This is a genomic window from candidate division TA06 bacterium, from assembly GCA_016208585.1.
Taxonomy (GTDB): Bacteria; Edwardsbacteria; AC1; order AC1; family EtOH8; genus UBA5202.
Genome location: JACQXR010000036.1, coordinates 1 through 16,960 on the forward strand (window position 1 = coordinate 1; position 16,960 = coordinate 16,960).

11 protein-coding genes are annotated in these 16,960 nt (G+C 55.3%); all 11 read left to right on the top strand.

The window, feature by feature from the left end; translation table 11 throughout:
• Positions 1-168: 168 nt before the first annotated feature.
• The 11 genes from HY768_02945 (at position 169) to HY768_02995 (ending at position 16,780) form a co-directional block, all read left to right on the top strand.
• Positions 169-555 carry a transposase gene (locus tag HY768_02945; GenBank protein ID MBI4726174.1) on the top strand — a complete coding sequence of 129 codons (387 nt, stop codon included), beginning with the start codon at positions 169-171 and terminating at the stop codon, positions 553-555.
• Between the two features lie 109 nt (positions 556-664).
• The gene (locus HY768_02950) at positions 665-802 is read left to right on the top strand and encodes a hypothetical protein (GenBank protein MBI4726175.1); all 138 of its coding nucleotides are present in this window, start codon (positions 665-667) and stop codon (positions 800-802) included.
• Positions 803-806: 4 nt separating this feature from the next.
• Positions 807-1,631, top strand: a complete 825-nt coding sequence (gene murI / locus HY768_02955; protein MBI4726176.1) for a glutamate racemase — start codon at positions 807-809, stop codon at positions 1,629-1,631.
• Between the two features lie 308 nt (positions 1,632-1,939).
• The gene (locus tag HY768_02960; protein MBI4726177.1) at positions 1,940-5,296 is read left to right on the top strand and encodes a hypothetical protein; all 3,357 of its coding nucleotides are present in this window, start codon (positions 1,940-1,942) and stop codon (positions 5,294-5,296) included.
• Positions 5,297-5,376: 80 nt separating this feature from the next.
• Positions 5,377-6,402, top strand: coding sequence for an RluA family pseudouridine synthase (locus tag HY768_02965; GenBank protein MBI4726178.1), 1,026 nt, complete (start codon positions 5,377-5,379; stop codon positions 6,400-6,402).
• A 123-nt stretch (positions 6,403-6,525) separates the two neighbouring features.
• Positions 6,526-8,529: an OmpA family protein gene (locus HY768_02970; GenBank protein MBI4726179.1), complete on the top strand. Its 2,004-nt coding sequence runs from the start codon at positions 6,526-6,528 to the stop codon at positions 8,527-8,529.
• A 782-nt stretch (positions 8,530-9,311) separates the two neighbouring features.
• Complete coding sequence (locus HY768_02975) at positions 9,312-9,932, top strand: hypothetical protein (GenBank protein MBI4726180.1); 621 nt, start codon at positions 9,312-9,314, stop codon at positions 9,930-9,932.
• A 266-nt stretch (positions 9,933-10,198) separates the two neighbouring features.
• Positions 10,199-11,452 (top strand): hypothetical protein, encoded by a 1,254-nt coding sequence (locus tag HY768_02980; GenBank protein ID MBI4726181.1) that lies wholly within the window; start codon positions 10,199-10,201, stop codon positions 11,450-11,452.
• Positions 11,449-13,953, top strand: coding sequence for a mannose-1-phosphate guanyltransferase (locus HY768_02985; GenBank protein MBI4726182.1), 2,505 nt, complete (start codon positions 11,449-11,451; stop codon positions 13,951-13,953). The genes HY768_02980 and HY768_02985 overlap by 4 nt, the downstream gene beginning before the upstream one ends.
• 859 nt (positions 13,954-14,812) lie before the next feature.
• Positions 14,813-16,384, top strand: a complete 1,572-nt coding sequence (locus HY768_02990; GenBank protein ID MBI4726183.1) for a hypothetical protein — start codon at positions 14,813-14,815, stop codon at positions 16,382-16,384.
• A 36-nt stretch (positions 16,385-16,420) separates the two neighbouring features.
• The gene (locus HY768_02995) at positions 16,421-16,780 is read left to right on the top strand and encodes a hypothetical protein (GenBank protein MBI4726184.1); all 360 of its coding nucleotides are present in this window, start codon (positions 16,421-16,423) and stop codon (positions 16,778-16,780) included.
• The last annotated feature ends 180 nt before the right edge of the window (positions 16,781-16,960 follow it).

The following is a 16,960-nucleotide window of genomic DNA, read 5'->3' on the forward strand; positions in this document are numbered from 1 at the left end:
CTACCCCGTTGTTTTAACGCTTCATTATAGGCCGGCCAGTTCTTTATTTTATACCGGGCTTTTTTCTTGGTTTTATGTGTGATGCCTTTTTGATTGTTGAGCGATGTTTTCACCTTCTGGCCCCTTTCAGTTCGTTAATCATGGCCAGATTATACCAAATTACCCCTTATTCACGCAACAAAGCCGTTTGCCGGCATAAAGAACGCCGAACTCAAAACGAGCCGCAGTTGGGCGATCAAGGAAGCTCTCCGACATTTCTGGGCATACTCGTATACAAAATGCGCGGAGAAATACTTTAATGCGTGGTACTTCTGGGCCACGCATTCCCGGCTTAAGCCGATAATCGAAGCCGCTAAGACGCTGAAGCGGCATCTTGCCAACCTGCTGACTTACATAAAGCACCGGATTACAAATGCTACATCGGAGGGGATCAACAGCAAGATCCAAACGATAAAACTGATGGCCTGTGGATACCGGAACCGGAAGCACTACAAAGTTGCAATCTACTTCCACTGCGGCGGCCTTGATCTTTATCCAAGAGCGGCAACGGCCTAAAGCATACTAACCTCCCTATCACAACATATTGGGGCACTCACACTAAACCCGGAAGCGACAAAAAGGTGCAAAAAATAAACACGATCAATTATCAAAATTTGTCAAAGAAATGCTGGCCTTAAATAAAACCCCCGAACTTAGGGAAAAGAACCGCATAAAAATTGCGGCGGTGGATAAAGAAATTGACGAGCTGGTTTATCGGCTATACGGGCTGACCGAGGCAGAGATAAAGGTGGTGGAGGGCTAACCCTATGACCCAATCATCCCCCATAGGCATCTTCGACTCCGGCTTCGGCGGGCTGACCATCTTCAAGCAGATCCGCCAACTGCTGCCGCAGTACGACTACATCTACCTGGGCGACAACGCCCGCACCCCTTACGGCAACCGTTCCTTTGAGGCCGTCTTAAAATTCGCCACCGAAGGGGTGGATTATCTCTTCAAACAAAACTGCCCCCTGGTGGTGATCGCCTGCAACACCGCGTCAGCCAAGGCGCTGCGCAGCATCCAGCAGCAGTATCTTCCCGCTCATTGCCCCGAACGCCGGGCGCTGGGGGTGATCCGCCCCACGGTGGAGGCCATCGCCGGCCATACTTCAACCAATTCCGTGGCGTTGTGGGCCACCCAGGGCACGGTCCGCTCCGACAGCTTTACCATCGAGATCGCCAAGCACGCCCCCGGGGTCAAGCTGGTCCAGCAGGCCTGCCCCATGCTGGTGCCATTGGTCGAAGCCGGGGAGCTGGAGGGCGGGGGCTTAAAATACTTCATCAAAAAATACTGGGGGCAGACCAAGGCCCAAAGCCCAAATATCGATACCCTGTTGCTGGCCTGCACCCATTATCCCCTGATCTTGCCGCAGATCAAGGCCCTGCTGCCGGAGAGCGTCCGGATACTGTCCCAGGACGAATTAGTGGCGCCCAGCCTGAAGGAATATCTGACCCGGCATCCGGAGCATGAAATCAAAATCTCCAAGAACGGGGGTTGCCGCTTTTTGACCACCGACGCCTGCCAGCATTTCGACCACCTGGGCGAGATATTCATGGGGCAAAAGATCGCTTCGGAGAAAGTGGACCTGTAATCACCAGGATTTATTAATAACCACATAAAGCATGCCCTGAGCGAAGTCGAATGGGCACATAAGACCCAAATATAACAAGCAGGCCTGCATATGGCTTCAGGCTACGTAGGCTGAACTGATCGCCCACGGTATTTATCCGCCTTCGCAGAAGACCACGGGCTTTGCCCGTGGGGCTCCATTTTAAAAATGTTTTCACAGGCTTTTCGTGTGTTTTGCGCGGGCAATGGAGCATTAATATGATCAGTGTCAATCAGTGTCCAATAATGTTCCCGCGTGTTCAACAATAAATCTTTTATCACCAGGCTGAGATGAAACTATTCAACTTCAACTCCAAAACTTCCGGGGCAGCAGCCATACAGGATGTGCCCGAGACGTCCGAAGCCCGGTGGAAGCCCTCGGATGAACTGCTTGACGTGCTCCGGAAGATAGACGAGTTCCTGAAGATCCTGCCCGAGCTGTCGGGGAACATCAGCGCTCTGGCCGCCGAGGAGCGGGGGCACCTGGTCAACATCCACGCTTTTGGGGCGGCCCTGGCCGAGGCCTTTGAGGGGATGGACGCCATCGCCAATTCCTTGGCGCTGGTGACAGAGAACAGCCAGGAATACAAGCAGGTGATCGCCCGGGCCGAACAGCAGCTGAAAGGCGCTTTGGATTCCTTTGACCTGGTGGACCAGAGCCACCAGCGGTCGACGGAGGAGCTGAACGGCCTTTTTGCCACCACGGCGGAACTGGAAAAACTGGCCGGCCTGATAGCCGGATTGTCCGTCAAGATAAAACAATTAGTGCGCAACGCCGAAATCAGAGCGTTCCATGCCGGCAGCCAGGGAAAAGGATTCGGGGTGATCGCCGAGAACATGAGCCGGCTGGCCGGAGACATGGAGAATACGGCCTCCCTGGTCCCGGCCCTGACGACGGGGGTCAAGGGCAGCATCCAGAAGATGTCCTCCGGGGTGCTGGAATCGCGGCACCTAGTGGACGGGCTGAAATCACGGGCCGGACAGGTAACGGACAAGCTCAATTCGCTTTATCGGTCCAACCAGGGGATGGTGGAGGCCTTTGACCGGATCGGCCTGATGGCCAGGGAACAGCGGGAGCTGGAGAACAAATTAGTGGGAGGCTTGAAGAACATCGCCCAGAGCGCCGAGGGGCTGTCGGTCTCCCAGGAAGTGGCGGCCCTGGCGCTCTCCACCGAGACCGGCGAAATGGGGCAGGTGGAATACGCCAAGAACCAGATGGACGAAGCCCTGGGCTTGTGGGAAAGCGTCGGCAACTCCGCCGCCCTGCACGAGGCCAGGAACAACTGGATGATGCTCAAAGCCAAGCTGCAGGCGGCCTCCGAGCGGTGGCGGGATCTGCAAACCACCATCGACGATCAGAAAACGGTGCTGGGGGCTGAGGAAGAACTGGCCGGGACCCTGTGGCAGAACCTGGAGGCGCTGTTTGAGAATATCAACCGCATCAAGTCCAGCCTGGACGGGACGGGCAAGTCCATCGGCCGCAACCGGCGGGATTTTGAAGAAATGAGCGGCAGGCTGACCGAATCCTTCGACAACTTGGCCCGGGTAAAGACCTGGCTGGACGAATGCGAAGCGGACCGGGAAGGCATGTCCGCAAAACTAGTGGAGATCTCCCAGACCGGCGCCGCCATCAAGGATTTTACCGAGCAGATAAAACTGCTTTCATTCTACGCCGCGGTGGAGGTGGCCGAGATGGGGCAGGGCGGAGGGGATTTCGGGGGCATAGTGGGCCAGGCCCAGTCCCTTTCCCAGCAGGCGGCCGCCGATTCGGCCAAGATCGGCCCGCTTTTAAAGCAGGTCACCGAGCAGTTCGCCCAGACCAGCGGCACCGTCAGGCAGACCCAGAAGATCATGGCCACCAGCCTGGAATCGATTTCCCAAGCCAGGCGGCTCCTGGACCTGGCCCGGGAGTCGGGAGGGCGGATGGAGCAGATAGTGGCCGAGGCCGGATTGGGCATCGACCGCCAGCAGTCCCGCCACCAGGACATCTTTGGCCGTTATAACCAGTACAGCCAGAGCTACCAGGAAGTGGCGGCCAAACTCCAGGGCTTCTCGGGATTTCTGCTGAAAGGCCGGGACTCCCTGGCCTGGTTCGAACGAATGGGTTCATTGGGCCGGGCGGAAATAGAATCGGCCGGGCTTAAGGATTACATCGGGGGCCGGCTGAAGGTCGACATTAATTCCGATCCCATCACCCTGGACCCGGCCATGATGACCGACGCCACCTCCAACGAAGTGGCGTCCCAAATATTCGAAGGGCTGGTCCAGTTCGGCGGCGGGGCCAGCGTCATCCCGGCCATCGCCTGGCGCTGGAAGATCTCCCCGGACGGACTGAGCTGGACCTTTTACCTCCGGCGGGGAATAAAATTCAGCCACGGACGAGAACTGGCGGCCCCGGACGTCAAATATTCCCTGGAACGGCTCTTAAGCCCCAAAATAAAATCGCCCAACCAGGGTTTTGTGGAAATGATCAAAGGCGCTTCCGAATATAGCCAGGGCCAGGCCAAAGAAATAAGCGGACTGCAAGCCATCGATTCCCAGGCCATAAAAATCGTGCTCCAGTATCCCTTTATGCCATTTCTCGCCAACCTGGCCTGCACCGTGGCCGCCATCGTTCCCAAGGAGCTGGTGGAGGACGGCTCTCAGGATTTCTCCCGCCATCCGGTGGGCTCGGGGCCCTTCGTCCTGAAAAACTGGGAACCGGGAAAAACCCTGGAGCTGGAGCCCAATCCCCATTACTACGAGCGCAGGATATCGCTGTCCGGCGTAAAATATTCCATCGACCTGAACGACGAACAGAAGATAGAAGCTTTGGCCTCGGGCCGGCTGGATATCACCGACGTCAACAGCCTGCAGCGCCGGGCCCTTTCCTCTGACCCCACCCTGAAAGTGGTAAGCCTGCCCCAGCTCAATGTCCAGTATCTGTGCATCAATGTTTCCAGGGTCTCGCCCTTTGCCGATATAAGAGTGCGCCAGGCCCTGAACTACGCGGTCGACAAGAAAGCGCTGATCGAAACCACCGAACTGGCCGGGGACGCCGTTATAGCCAAGGGGGTCTTTCCGCCGGAGCTGTGGGCCTACAACCCCAACCTGGCCGGCTACGGCTACGATCCCGACCGGGCCAAAAAACTGTTGGCCGAAGCGGGCTTTGCCGGGGGATTGCCCGGGGAATATCTGCTGGATATCCGGGACAGCAAAGCCCAGCTGCAGCGGTTTGAGGTAGTCCGCCAAAGCTGCCGGGAGGTTGGCATCAGCATCAAACCCAATCCCTTAAGCTGGAAAGCCCTGCTGGAAAAAACCTACGGCTGCCAGTCCCAGTTGTCGTTCAACGGCTGGTCCTCGGACAACGGCGATCCCGATAATTTCCTGTATCCCCTGTTCCATTCCAAAAACGGTGGCCGGGCCGGCAACACATCCTTTTTCAAGTCGGCGGCGATAGACGAAATGCTGGACGAAGCCGTCACCATCCGCGATCCCGGCCAAAGGCTGCTGCGCTACCGCAAGATAGAGGAGCTGATAGTGCAGGAGGCCCCCTGGGTGTTTTTGTACCACTCCGTAAAATCCACCGCGGTCAGGAACGCCGTCCACGGCTACCGGCCCCGGCCGTTCGGCTCCGAGCTTTACAAACACTGCTGGGTGGAGCAATAACAGATAATGACTGCTGGCCTGTGAATCGTGAATTGTGAATTGTAAATTGTAAATTGTAAATTGCAAATTGAATTGACGGCATGCCGGATGAACTTCAGATCATAAACGTAACCGTTTCCTCCGCCCAAAGCCGGGTGCGGCTGGACCGGTACCTAAGCTGTCAGGGAATGAACCATTCCCGCAATCAGCTGCAGAAGTTCATAGAGTCCGGGCGGGTGCTGGTGGACGGAAAGCTAAAAACCCCAGGCTATCTGGTGAAACCCGGCGACAGGATCGAGATCAAAAAGGACCGGCTGGCCGCGCCCCGGCGGGAGTTGCTGGCCGAAGACATCGCGTTGGACGTAGTTTACGAGGACCAGGATCTTTTGGTGATCAACAAGCCGGCTGGGATGGTGGTCCACCCGGCGGCCGGCAACCGCCGGGGCACCATGGTCAACGCCCTGCTGCACCATGCCCAAAACCTTTCCCGGGTGGGAGGGCGGGAACGGCCCGGGATCCTGCACCGGTTGGACAAAGGGACCTCCGGACTTTTATTGGCAGCCAAGACCGACCAGGTCCATACCCTGTTGGCCCGCCAGTTAGAGGCCCGCAAGATCGTGCGCCGTTACCGGGCGGTGGTCTGGGGGATTTTAGGGGAACCTGAAGGGACGATTTCGGCTCCCATCGGCAGGTCGGCCTTTGACCGAAAAAAAATGGGAGTTACCAGCTTAAGGGGCCGCCAAGCGGTTACTCATTACAGGGTTTTAAGGGAATACAAAATCGCCTCGCTGGTTGAGATAAAGCTGGAGACAGGCCGCACCCATCAGATCAGGGTTCACTTGCAGCATCTGGGGCACCCGGTGCTGGGCGATCCCGATTACGGGGGCCGGGCCCGCTCCCTGTTTTCCCGTTTCGCCTCCGCCAATGCCGGCCTGGCCCAGGAACTGCTGGACGCCATTGGCCGCCAGGCCCTGCATGCTGCGGCGCTGGGGTTCGTCCATCCCGCCACATCCAAATACATGGAATTCAAGGCGCCTCTGCCCGGAGACATGGAGGAGGTCATAAGGCTGTTGGAAAAGGGAGCCTATAGAGAACTGAGGCTTGATCTCAAGGAAATGGATGTTTAACCGGAAAACAAAAAAGCGTTTTCCCAACTTTCCCCAACTTTTATCTCTTGACAAAACCTTATTATTCCTGATATATTTAACGTTCAGGGTATTTAGAAAATAATAATTTCTGGAGGCTGACAAATGCGTATCAAAAGTTTGGCAATATTTTTTCTGCTGACGCTGGCCGGGGCCGGGCTGGCCCGGGCTTATCGTCCCCCGGCCTTTGACGGCGGCTGCGGACTGTTCAAGGTCTCCTCGGCCCGGACCATGGGAAGGGGCATGATGTCGGTGGGTTTCCTGCAGTCCGACTTCGGCGGGGAAGACCGGAAAAAGGGAGATCCCTTTTTCCAGGGCGATACCAACACCGTCAAAGGCGAAGTGGATAAACATTACCGGGGCATGATAAGGCTGATGGTTTCCTATGCTCCGCTGGATTTCTTCGAATTCTCCGTCGGCCCCAGGATCTACGCCACTTACGACCGGCATTCCAACGTGGTGGGCCAGCCCGGCAAACTCCGCTACGACGGAGTTAATTACGATCTGGCTTTGTTCTGGCTGGAGAACATCCTGTTGAAAACCAAATTCTCTTACCAGTCCAAGGAATACGGGGGAGCGCCATTCTCCTATGCCGTGGGCGCAGAGCCGTTCGTCTCGATAGGATTTCCGGCGACCACGGCCTATATGTACACCGATAACCCGAAGCAGCCCGAACGCCCCGACTCTAATCTGGTGGCCCACGGCTTTACCGAACTCAACGCCCACAACCCCGACTTCGGCGCCAAGTTTTTGGGCACTCTTACCCTGGGGCCGGCCTCGCTCCACGGGAACCTGGGATTCTTAAAGGCCGGCAAAGCTAAATCGGGATATGTCATTGATTATGACACTTTGGTTTATGCCAACCCCGATACAAGCGATACCAATCCCGATATCCTTTATCGGGCCGACAGCACCAGCCGGGTTCATCCGGCCGTCCGCGGCACCGTTGACCGAGGAAACCAGCTTTTGTGGGGCGTCGGCATGGAGGTGGCCGCCGGGCCGTATGTCACTTTCCTGGTGGAAGCATCGGGCGAAAAACTGAAGAACCAGACCTTCACCTGGGGCAGCCCCGCGCGCATCACTCCCGGCATTCGCTTCAACACCCCGGGCGGTTTCACCATGGACGGCGGCTGCGAGTTCAAGCTGTTCAGGGGATCCACTTCGCCCAACTGGAACGCCGTCTTCGGGTTCTCGGTGACCTCCAGCACTATGAAGAAGACCGCGCCGCCCCCGGCCACCATCATCGCCGGCAAGGTGATGATCGCCGGCACCGATTCCATGCTTGAGGCCACTTTGACCTCGCCCGCCATCAACAACGGCGCGCCCATCATGCTCAAGCCAGACGGCAGTTACTCCATTAACGTCCCGGCCGGAACCTATAGGATCCGAGCCGCGGCCGGAGATTCATTCCTGTGGCAGGAGAAGGCGGTGAGCATAGCCCAGGGCCAGACCATGATCGTGGACTTCGGCTTAAGGCGCAAGGAATATCCCCGGGGCAACATCACCGGCAAGATCACCGATAGCAAGACCGGCAATGCCATGGGCGCCACCATCAACATTTTCGGGCCCGACAAGGTAATGGTGGGAACGCCGGCGGTCAGCGACCTGCTGACCGGCATATATTCCATCAACCTGCCGCCCAACATCTACATGGTGCAGGCGCAGGCCGAGGGCTACAACACCGAGACCGCCCCGGTGCCGGTCAACGACAAGCAGACCTTCATTCAGAACTTCTCACTCCGGGCCATTCCCAAGAAGGGCGAGAAGGTGGTCCTCATCGGCATCAAGTTCAAGATCAACCGGGCCGACATCATCCCGTCCTCGTACAGCATCCTGGACGAAGCCGCCAAGATGCTCAAGGACAATCCCACCATCAAGGTCGAGATCGGCGGCCACACCGACAGCCGGGGCAGCGACGCCAAGAACCAGAGGCTTTCGGAGGCCCGGGCGGTGTCGGTGCGCAATTACCTGATCAACATCCAGGGCATTGCCGGGGACCGGATGACCGCCAAGGGCTACGGAGAATCGCTGCCCATAGCCAGCAACAAGACCGTCAAGGGCCGGGCCGAGAACAGGCGGATAGAGTTCGTAGTGATGAGCCAACAGTAACGGTAGATTAGGAAATTGATAACTGATAATTGTTAATGGGGGTTTTTAACCACGAAAAACCAATTGAAGACAGCTACAAGTTTGTCTCATCAACCTTAGGACGCCATAGTGGGTGCCTAGGCAAAGGCCATTAGCTTTCCCAGCGATTTAAGGAAAATCAGGGAGCAGATGACCAAAGAGGTTTCAAGGGGGAAGAGAGAAACGACCAAGGCTTGACACTTCCGTAAGTTATTAATAGGAGCGTCTATTAGTAGACATTCCTGTTTCTTTCAATCCAATATAATTAGCGTATTTCGCGCCTGCGCGCTGTAGCACGGAGTTTACACCGATGAAAAAGGTGGCGCACAGGCGTGTGTTTTGGTGAGAATAAAATCTACTATTGGTTCGGCTTACTTCGGCAAGCTCAGTACAAGTCACTCACCACAAGTATCCGCTCTGAGTAGTATATACAAGCCTATCTCCCACCTACGCTCTTGCTTCCTCCTTCGCGTTGCTGCTACGGCGGACAAGTCGGCGGACAGGCAGTGCAGGCTCTTGCCAACCTCACCCAATCTGCCGACGACTTTCTCCAAATTAATTTGGAGAGAGGGTTAGGTCAGAACCCGGCAGGTATCCGGGCCGGGGAAAAATTGATTTTTCCATTGGGTGGATGCCAATTGCCCCGGATCCGCATCAGACGGGCACGGAGAAAAAGGCTTAATGCTCCAAATTCAGCGCTTGGCACAAGGTTATCCAGCATATAATTAAAACCCATAAAATTGTTTTTAAAGGGGAGCCATAAAATGAGAAACAAAATACTTTCATCTTTGCTTGCGGCAACAATAATTGCCGCGGTGGTTTTTAGCGGTTGCAGCAAAGAACCCCCTGCCAGCGTCAAGCCACCTGTCCCAGAAGATACATTGTCTGGGGATTATTTCCCATTAGTGACCGGTTCAAAATGGATTTATGCCTGGACAATCAACGGCAGCACCTATACCGTCACCCGCACCGTTATCGACACGGTCATCTTGTGGGGTATGGACACTGTGAAATGCGTTGTTGAAAATGGTCCCCCGGTTACTGATACCACTTATTTGTATACCGATACCACTTATTTTAAGAAGACCGCAAGCGGCATAACTGAACACAATAAAAACGGCGATCTTATTTGCAACAGGGCTGTATTCCCATTGATCGTGGGAAGAAAATGGGGCACAGGAACAAACGATTATAGCTTTTTAGAGATGCGAGAAGCTGTAACCATTGATACCGTGCGTTATCCCGAATGTTTTAAATTGAGGTATAAAAATTACCGAGACAACACCGCGAGCGGCTGTATGTGGTTTGCCCGGGATGTAGGATTTGTAGAAGGGGCTATCCAGGGAACGATAGTATTAAAAAGTTATAAAACTCCTCCAAAATAACAAGCATATATTCAGTAGAAATATTAGTCTCATTCATTTGAAACGCAGAGGATACAGGTGGTAAGGTAACCCCACCCAGCTCTCCCCTTGAGGGGATGGCTAACGGGAGGGGTTAGGTTTCATCAATAGCCCAGGCCTTCAGGCCTGGGCTATATTTTTGTTACGCTTTTTTGTTGTTACGCTTTTTTGTTTGACAATCATACGGTTTTTGCGTTATCATTAAAGTTTATAAAGGGAAATTCCAACAATTTACAGAGTTTCCGCCGATGAAACAAATAGCTTTTTTCGAAGACGAGGGTTATAAAGGCCTCTATCCCCTGACCTGCCTGCGGCCCTGCTGGAGCCTGCTTTTGGGAGGCCACTGTCTGATGCATGCCGGCCTCTTGAGGCTGGGCGCCAGGAAGGCTAACTTTTGGGCCCTGCCGGAGCGTCAGGAGGTCTTAAGGGCCGCCGGGCTGGAAGGCCAGGAGATAGGCCAGGCCGGGCTTCCCCTGCTCCTGATAAACGGCCGGGCCAGGCTTTCGGCCCGCACCGTGAACTGGCTGTCCAAGGCCGAGACCGACACCGTATTTCTTTCCGGCCAGTCAATTGTGGCGTTTAAGATATGCGATAAAAAACTTCTGGATCTGATTAAACAAAACAATCCCACCCCGGCCTTCATAAATTCCATAGTTCAAAAAATGCGCAGCTTTGAGACCAAGGACCCGGTCTTCGAACGCCTATGGGAACTGGTCAATTACAACGGCCGGGCCATTACCGAAGATTTTGATCTTTTTAAGGACGGCGGGGTCAAGCTGTCCAAAGGCGTCCATCTGGTGGGCAAACGAAAGGATATTAAGATCGGCAAGGGGGCGCAGGTGCTGCCGGGAACGGCGCTGGACACCACCCGGGGACCCATCATCATCGACCAGAAGGCCCGGATCAGTCCGCCCAGCTACATCCAGGGGCCCTGCTATATCGGGCCGGAGGCGGTGATCGACGGGGCCAGGATCAGGCCCGGGGCGTCCCTGGGACATCATTGCAAAATAGCGGGCGAGTTGGAAGAGTCCGTGGTCATGCATTACAGCAACAAGCGCCACGACGGCTTTCTGGGCCACGCCTATCTGGGTGCCTGGGTCAACCTGGGGGCGCAGACCTGCAACTCCGACCTGAAGAACAATTACGGAAACATCACGGTTTGGGTCAACGGGAAGTACGAGGACTCCGGGCAGATCAAGGCCGGCTGTTACATAGGCGACCACAGCAAGACTGCCATTGGAACCATGATCAACACCGGGGCGGTCATCGGCGTGGCCTGCAATGTCTTCGGCGGCCCGGTGAAAAAATACCTACCGCCGTTCAGCTGGGGCTGCAGCGAAAAGTTTTGGGACCATCAGTTAGACAAGGCCCTGGCCACGGCCCGGACGGTCATGAGCCGGCGGGGGCAGCCACCGAATATTTTCCAGGAAAAATTGTTAAAAAAAATATTCATCGAAACCAAGCCCGACCGGGATAATCTATCGGGGGAGCAAAACAAATGAAAGCCGTGATCATGGCCGGAGGTTTTGGGACGCGGCTGCGCCCCCTGACTTGCATCCTGCCCAAGCCCATGGTACCGGTGGTCAACCGCCCGATGATGGAGCATGTCATCCGGCTTTTGGCCGGGCACGGCATTACCGAGATGGCGGCGCTGCTGTTCCACCAGGCCCAGGCCATTTCCGGCCATTTCAAGGACGGGGCCGAATACGACGTGAAGATAGAATATTTGAGGCCCGACGCCGACTACGGCACGGCCGGGGCGGTAGGCATGGCCCGGGATCTGCTGAAGGAGCCGTTCATCGTGATCTCCGGCGACCTGCTGACCGATTTCGACCTTTCCGAGATCGTAAAGTTCCACAATGACAAAAAGGCCCTGGCCACCATCACCCTGACCCGGGTCCAGAACCCGCTGGAATACGGCATCGTAATCACCGAGCCGGACGGCCGCATTGTACGTTTCCTGGAAAAGCCCACATGGGGCCAGGTCTTCTCGGATACCATCAACACCGGGATCTACATGTTCCAGCCGGAGATCTTCGACCTGATCCCCAAAGCCCGGGAATTCGACTTCTCCCAAAACCTGTTCCCGGCCCTGCTGGAGAAAAACCTGCCGCTCTACGGCCAGGTGGCCTCCGGCTACTGGCGGGACGTGGGCAACATCTCGGAATACCGCCAGGCCCACTGGGACGCCCTCAAAGGGAACGTCAAGGTGGAGGTGGAAGGCGACCGGCTGAACCTGATTGGCAAGGACATCTGGGTGGGCAAGGGATCAAGCATCCAGGCCAGGAATACCAACCTGACCGGAGCCGTGATCCTGGGCAAGAACGTCAAAGTGGGCGAAGGCACCCATCTCCACGACGTGGTGATCGGGGACAACTGCCAGATCGGCCGGAACGCCTTCATCGAACACTCCATCCTGTGGGCCGATTGCCGGGTAGGCGACCAGGCCCGGATAGACGGGGCGATAGTCTGCGACGGAGTGACGGTCTCCGAGGGCGCGGGAATAGAACAGAACGCCATCATCAGCAGCCAGGTCCAAATCGGTCCCCGGGCCCGGGTGCTGGAGAACATCAAGGTTTGGCCGGGCAAGGCGGTGGACGAGGATTCCATCCTGACCTCCAGCCTGATCTGGGGCGACCGCTGGCTCAAGGAATTCTTCGCCGGCCCCAGGGTGACCGGACTGGCCAACATGGAGATGACCCCGGAGTTTGCGGCCAAGCTGGGGGCGGCCTTCGGGGCCCTTCTGGGGCCGGGCTCCCTGGCGGCCACCAGCCGGGACGGTCATCCCGCCAGCCGGATGATCAACCGGGCCTTGCTCTCGGGGCTGCTTTCCTCCGGGGCCAACGCCGAGGACTTAAGGGCCATGCCCATTCCCCTGTTGCGCTACCAGCTGAAATCCGGCAAGGAGATGGGCGGCATCCATACCCGCAAATCGCCGTTCGATTCAAAATACGTGGATATAATATTTTTTGACGGAGACGGCAAGGACCTACCGCCCTCCAAGGTGAAAAACCTGGAACGGCTGTTCCTGCGCGAGGATTTTAAGCGGGCCGAACCCGACGATACCGGTCTGCTGGAGTTTCCGGAGCGGACCATCGAGAGCTACCGCGAGGGCCTGCTTTCCTACATCAACACCCGGGCCATCAAAGAGGCCGGTTTTAAGATAGTGATAGACTACGCCTATGGCGCGGCGGCCGCCATCTTTCCCTCCCTCCTGGGCGAACTGGGCCTGGAAGTGGTGGCCCTTAATGCCCTGCTCAATCCCGCCAAGATCACCAAGACCAAAGAGGATTTTGAAAGATCGCAGGCCGGCCTGGCCGAGGCGGTCAAGTCGCTTAAGGCCGACCTGGGTTTTCTGTTAGACAGTGGGGCCGAGCGGGTGTTCTTGGTGGACGGCCGGGGCCGGATATTAAGCGGCGACGAGGCCATGCTGGCCATCTCGCTTTTAGTGATGAAGAGCAAAGCCGTCAAGGCCCTGGCCGTTCCGGTAACCGCCTCGCGGGTGATCGAGGAGATGGCCCAAAAATACGGGGTGGCGGTCAAGCGCAGCCGGATAGACAACCGCTCCCTAATGGAGATGGCCTCCGGCGAGGAGGTCGGCTTCATCGCCAGCCGCCGGGCGGGTTTCATTTTCCCCGAATTCCAGCCGGCCTTCGACGCCATGTTGACCGTCTGCAAGATTCTAGAGATGATGGCCATTTCCCAAACCAGGATCGAAGACCTTTATTCCGAGATCCCCCGGAGCTTTCTGGTCCGGAAGAACATCGCCTGTCCCTGGAGCAAGAAGGGCGAGGTGTTGCGGGCGCTGATAGAGGAGACCAAGGGGCATCAGGAACGGGAGATGATCGACGGGCTGAAACTTTTCTTCGGGCCCGACTGGGTGCAGGTGATCCCGGATCCCTACCGGGAGCTGTTTCACGTCAACGCCGAAGCCGGCAGCCGGGAGCAGGCGGAGAAAATGGCGGATGAGTATCTGGGCAAAATGGGCAGGATGATAGGCTGAGAACTAATTGTTGCCTAATCTTTTCTCCGCTTTCTCCTTGAAGAGAAAGCTCCAAAGAGAGGCCTTCGCTAAAGCTAGTGCCTCCGCTAAAGCTTTGGCACACGCTTGCGCGCCGAAACAGCCACTATTAATGCTACTACGGCGTGCAGGCACGAAGAAGCCATAATATAAAGCATAAGCGGACGGCCCCCCTGGGACGCCGTCGTCCAAAGCCTGCTTGCATATAAGCAGACTATGGCGCCGGACGAAAGCATGCAAGGAGCGTAAGCGAAACTTTCGCACAGCGCTGCTCTGAAATCATAATAACCAGCTGCCTGAATGTCTTGATCAAGAAATAGGGCACCCGCACGCAAAACATTCTTTATCCGACTTTTCAGTCGGATAAAACGGTAACTTATGCCAGGCAGCAGCACTGAAAGCGAATCGGGGGCTGGTCCCGGAAAATAAAGTAATCGGACGATTAGATTATAAGTTCTATCGTAAAATATCAGACCCAAGGAACTTATTTTGTCCCTTGGGATGGTAAAGATAATACGGGCAGATTAGTCCCTGATGGTGTATATTTTTATCATTTAAGTGTTGGGGATTACTCGGAGACAAAGAAAATGTTAATGCTAAAATAAACGAGAATGCAAGTCCGCCTATGCTAAAATAAAAATATCCCATTAACCCAAAAGGCCGCCCCGTAATCCACCTTTGTCTGCCTTCCGCCTACGTTCATACTACGGCGGACAGGTTGGCAGACTATGGCGGACAAGTTTGCGGGACGGCCTTTTATTTTTAAAATACTCAATAAATCTCTTGCAAACAAGGGGTTATATATGGTATTTTTAAACGTTAAACCAATTAAAAGGATACAATGAAAAAATCTACTTTAGCCGTATTATTGTTATTCGCAACCAGCTCACTTTGGGCCGAAGAATCCAAAGATTTAGGCCTGAAACACTGGACCTATCCCGTTCTGCAGAGGTTCGAGGCCAAGGGCTGGCTGGCGCTTCCGGCCACCCGGCCCTATAGCTACGGCCAGGTCGCCGCCGAACTGGGGAAAATGAAGGAGATGGTTTCCTCTAACCAGGTGACTCTTTCAAAGGCCGATAAATACAACTGGGACAGGCTTTCCCAGGAATTCCTGGCCGATTCCACCCAGCCCCGGCTGGTGGAAAAGGACCTGCTGTCAGTTGGTGATGAGAACGTTAAATTCAATGCTGACGGGGCGTTGCTTCCAAAAACACTTATCAGCAATCTGTCATCCCCGACGCATTCGCTGACTGGTCAGGTGGACTTCGGCGGCAGCATCAAAGGGTCCATGTTCTTTGACCAGAGACTGTCGTTCCTGGTGGAAAAGGAGAATGCCAAGGTGGAGAAGATCTCGGCCACCCAGACCGCCTGGCGGGGAGGAAAATTTGTGATCGACTGGTCGTATTTCCGGGTCAAACTGCCCTGGCTCTACGTTACCTTGGGCCGGCAGCAGCACTGGTGGGGGCCGGGCCGGGTGGGCACCCTGCTGGTCTCGGACAATGCCCCGGCCTTCGACGCCCTGAACCTAAAACTCGATTACAAGCGGATCGGCTTCGAGTCCTTTGCCGGGATACTGGGCACCGAGCAGCAGCGCTTCTTTTCCGGGCACCGGGCTACCATCAGGCTGTTCAAAAGCTTGGACCTGGGCGCATCGGAAGTGGTGATCTACCGGGCCAAGAACATAGACCCGGTCTACATCAATCCGTTACTGTCGTTCTACGGCACTCAGTGGAACGAGCGGGACGACGACAACGTGCTGTGGACCGCCGATGCCGCCTGGACCGCCTTCAACGGCTGCAAGGTCTACGGAGAACTGTTGATGGACGATGTCCAGTACGAGCAGGATCCGCCGGCCCCCCAGAAACTGGGATTCCTGGCGGGCGTCCATCTGGCCGATCCGCTGGGCCTGCCTGACGCCGATGTCAAACTGGAATATGTCGGAAACCAGAAATGGGTCTATGGCCACCGGAGGTTCGGCAACCGCTACGTGGGCGGCGACAGCTTAAGCGTCATCGGCCATGCCGTAGGCACCGACGCCGACCTGTTCGATTTGAAGCTGGAACACCGGTTCCATCCCCGGTTCGACCTGGGCCTGGAGTATTCGCTGGAGCGGCATGGAGAGGGGAAAGTCTCCGACAGCCTGATATATGGGATCGAGATAATTTATGTTAATGGAGATCCATATACCACCGGAGGGGTTTGTGGCAGTGACACGGTGGCCCTGGCCACGGGCTTCTTAACAGGCACCATCCAGCGCCGCGATCAGGGAGCGCTTTATTTCAACTGGCAGCCCTGGCATTGGGCACTTTTTAACGCCAGATTCTGGCTGGCCTATACCAAAAATCCGAACAACCTGCCAGGCCTGAGATTCAACGACCGGGGCGCAGAGTTAAGCTTAAAACTGGATTACTGATACAGCAAAAATTAAGCTTTTTATTAGGAGAACACCTTGAAAAAAGCGTTTTATTTTGCATCAGTTGTGGTCGTCTTGTTTATTTTCAGCTATTCCAATGCTGCAGCTGCTTCCGATAGTCTGTCTTATCCTTCGAAGCACGGCAGTAATTACACGATAAATCTTGCAGGCCCTACTATGGGACTGTCATTGGCTTTTGGCAGATTTGTTTCCAAGAACTCTGAAATTGAGTTGGGTTTAGGTTTTGTAGGTGCTTATGCAGGCTATAAATATCATTGGTGGATGTGGCGCAACGAGGATAATGAACGTTTATCGCCATATTCAGGTTTATATTACTCGCGCTTTCTTACTTTTGATACTTTAGAAACTATAGAATCACTTATTATAGTTAAATAGTATTTATATCCCAGTTGGTCTTCATTTTTATGGCGTTAATGGTTGGCTTTGGTATGAAACCGTACACCCCCCGATGCCTATATATTGAGGGTGAACTTTATTTCGGATATTAATGTAATGACCCTTTTATACTCGGAGTATATCCGGAGCCATTCTTTTTCGATGTCCCATTCTACGAAC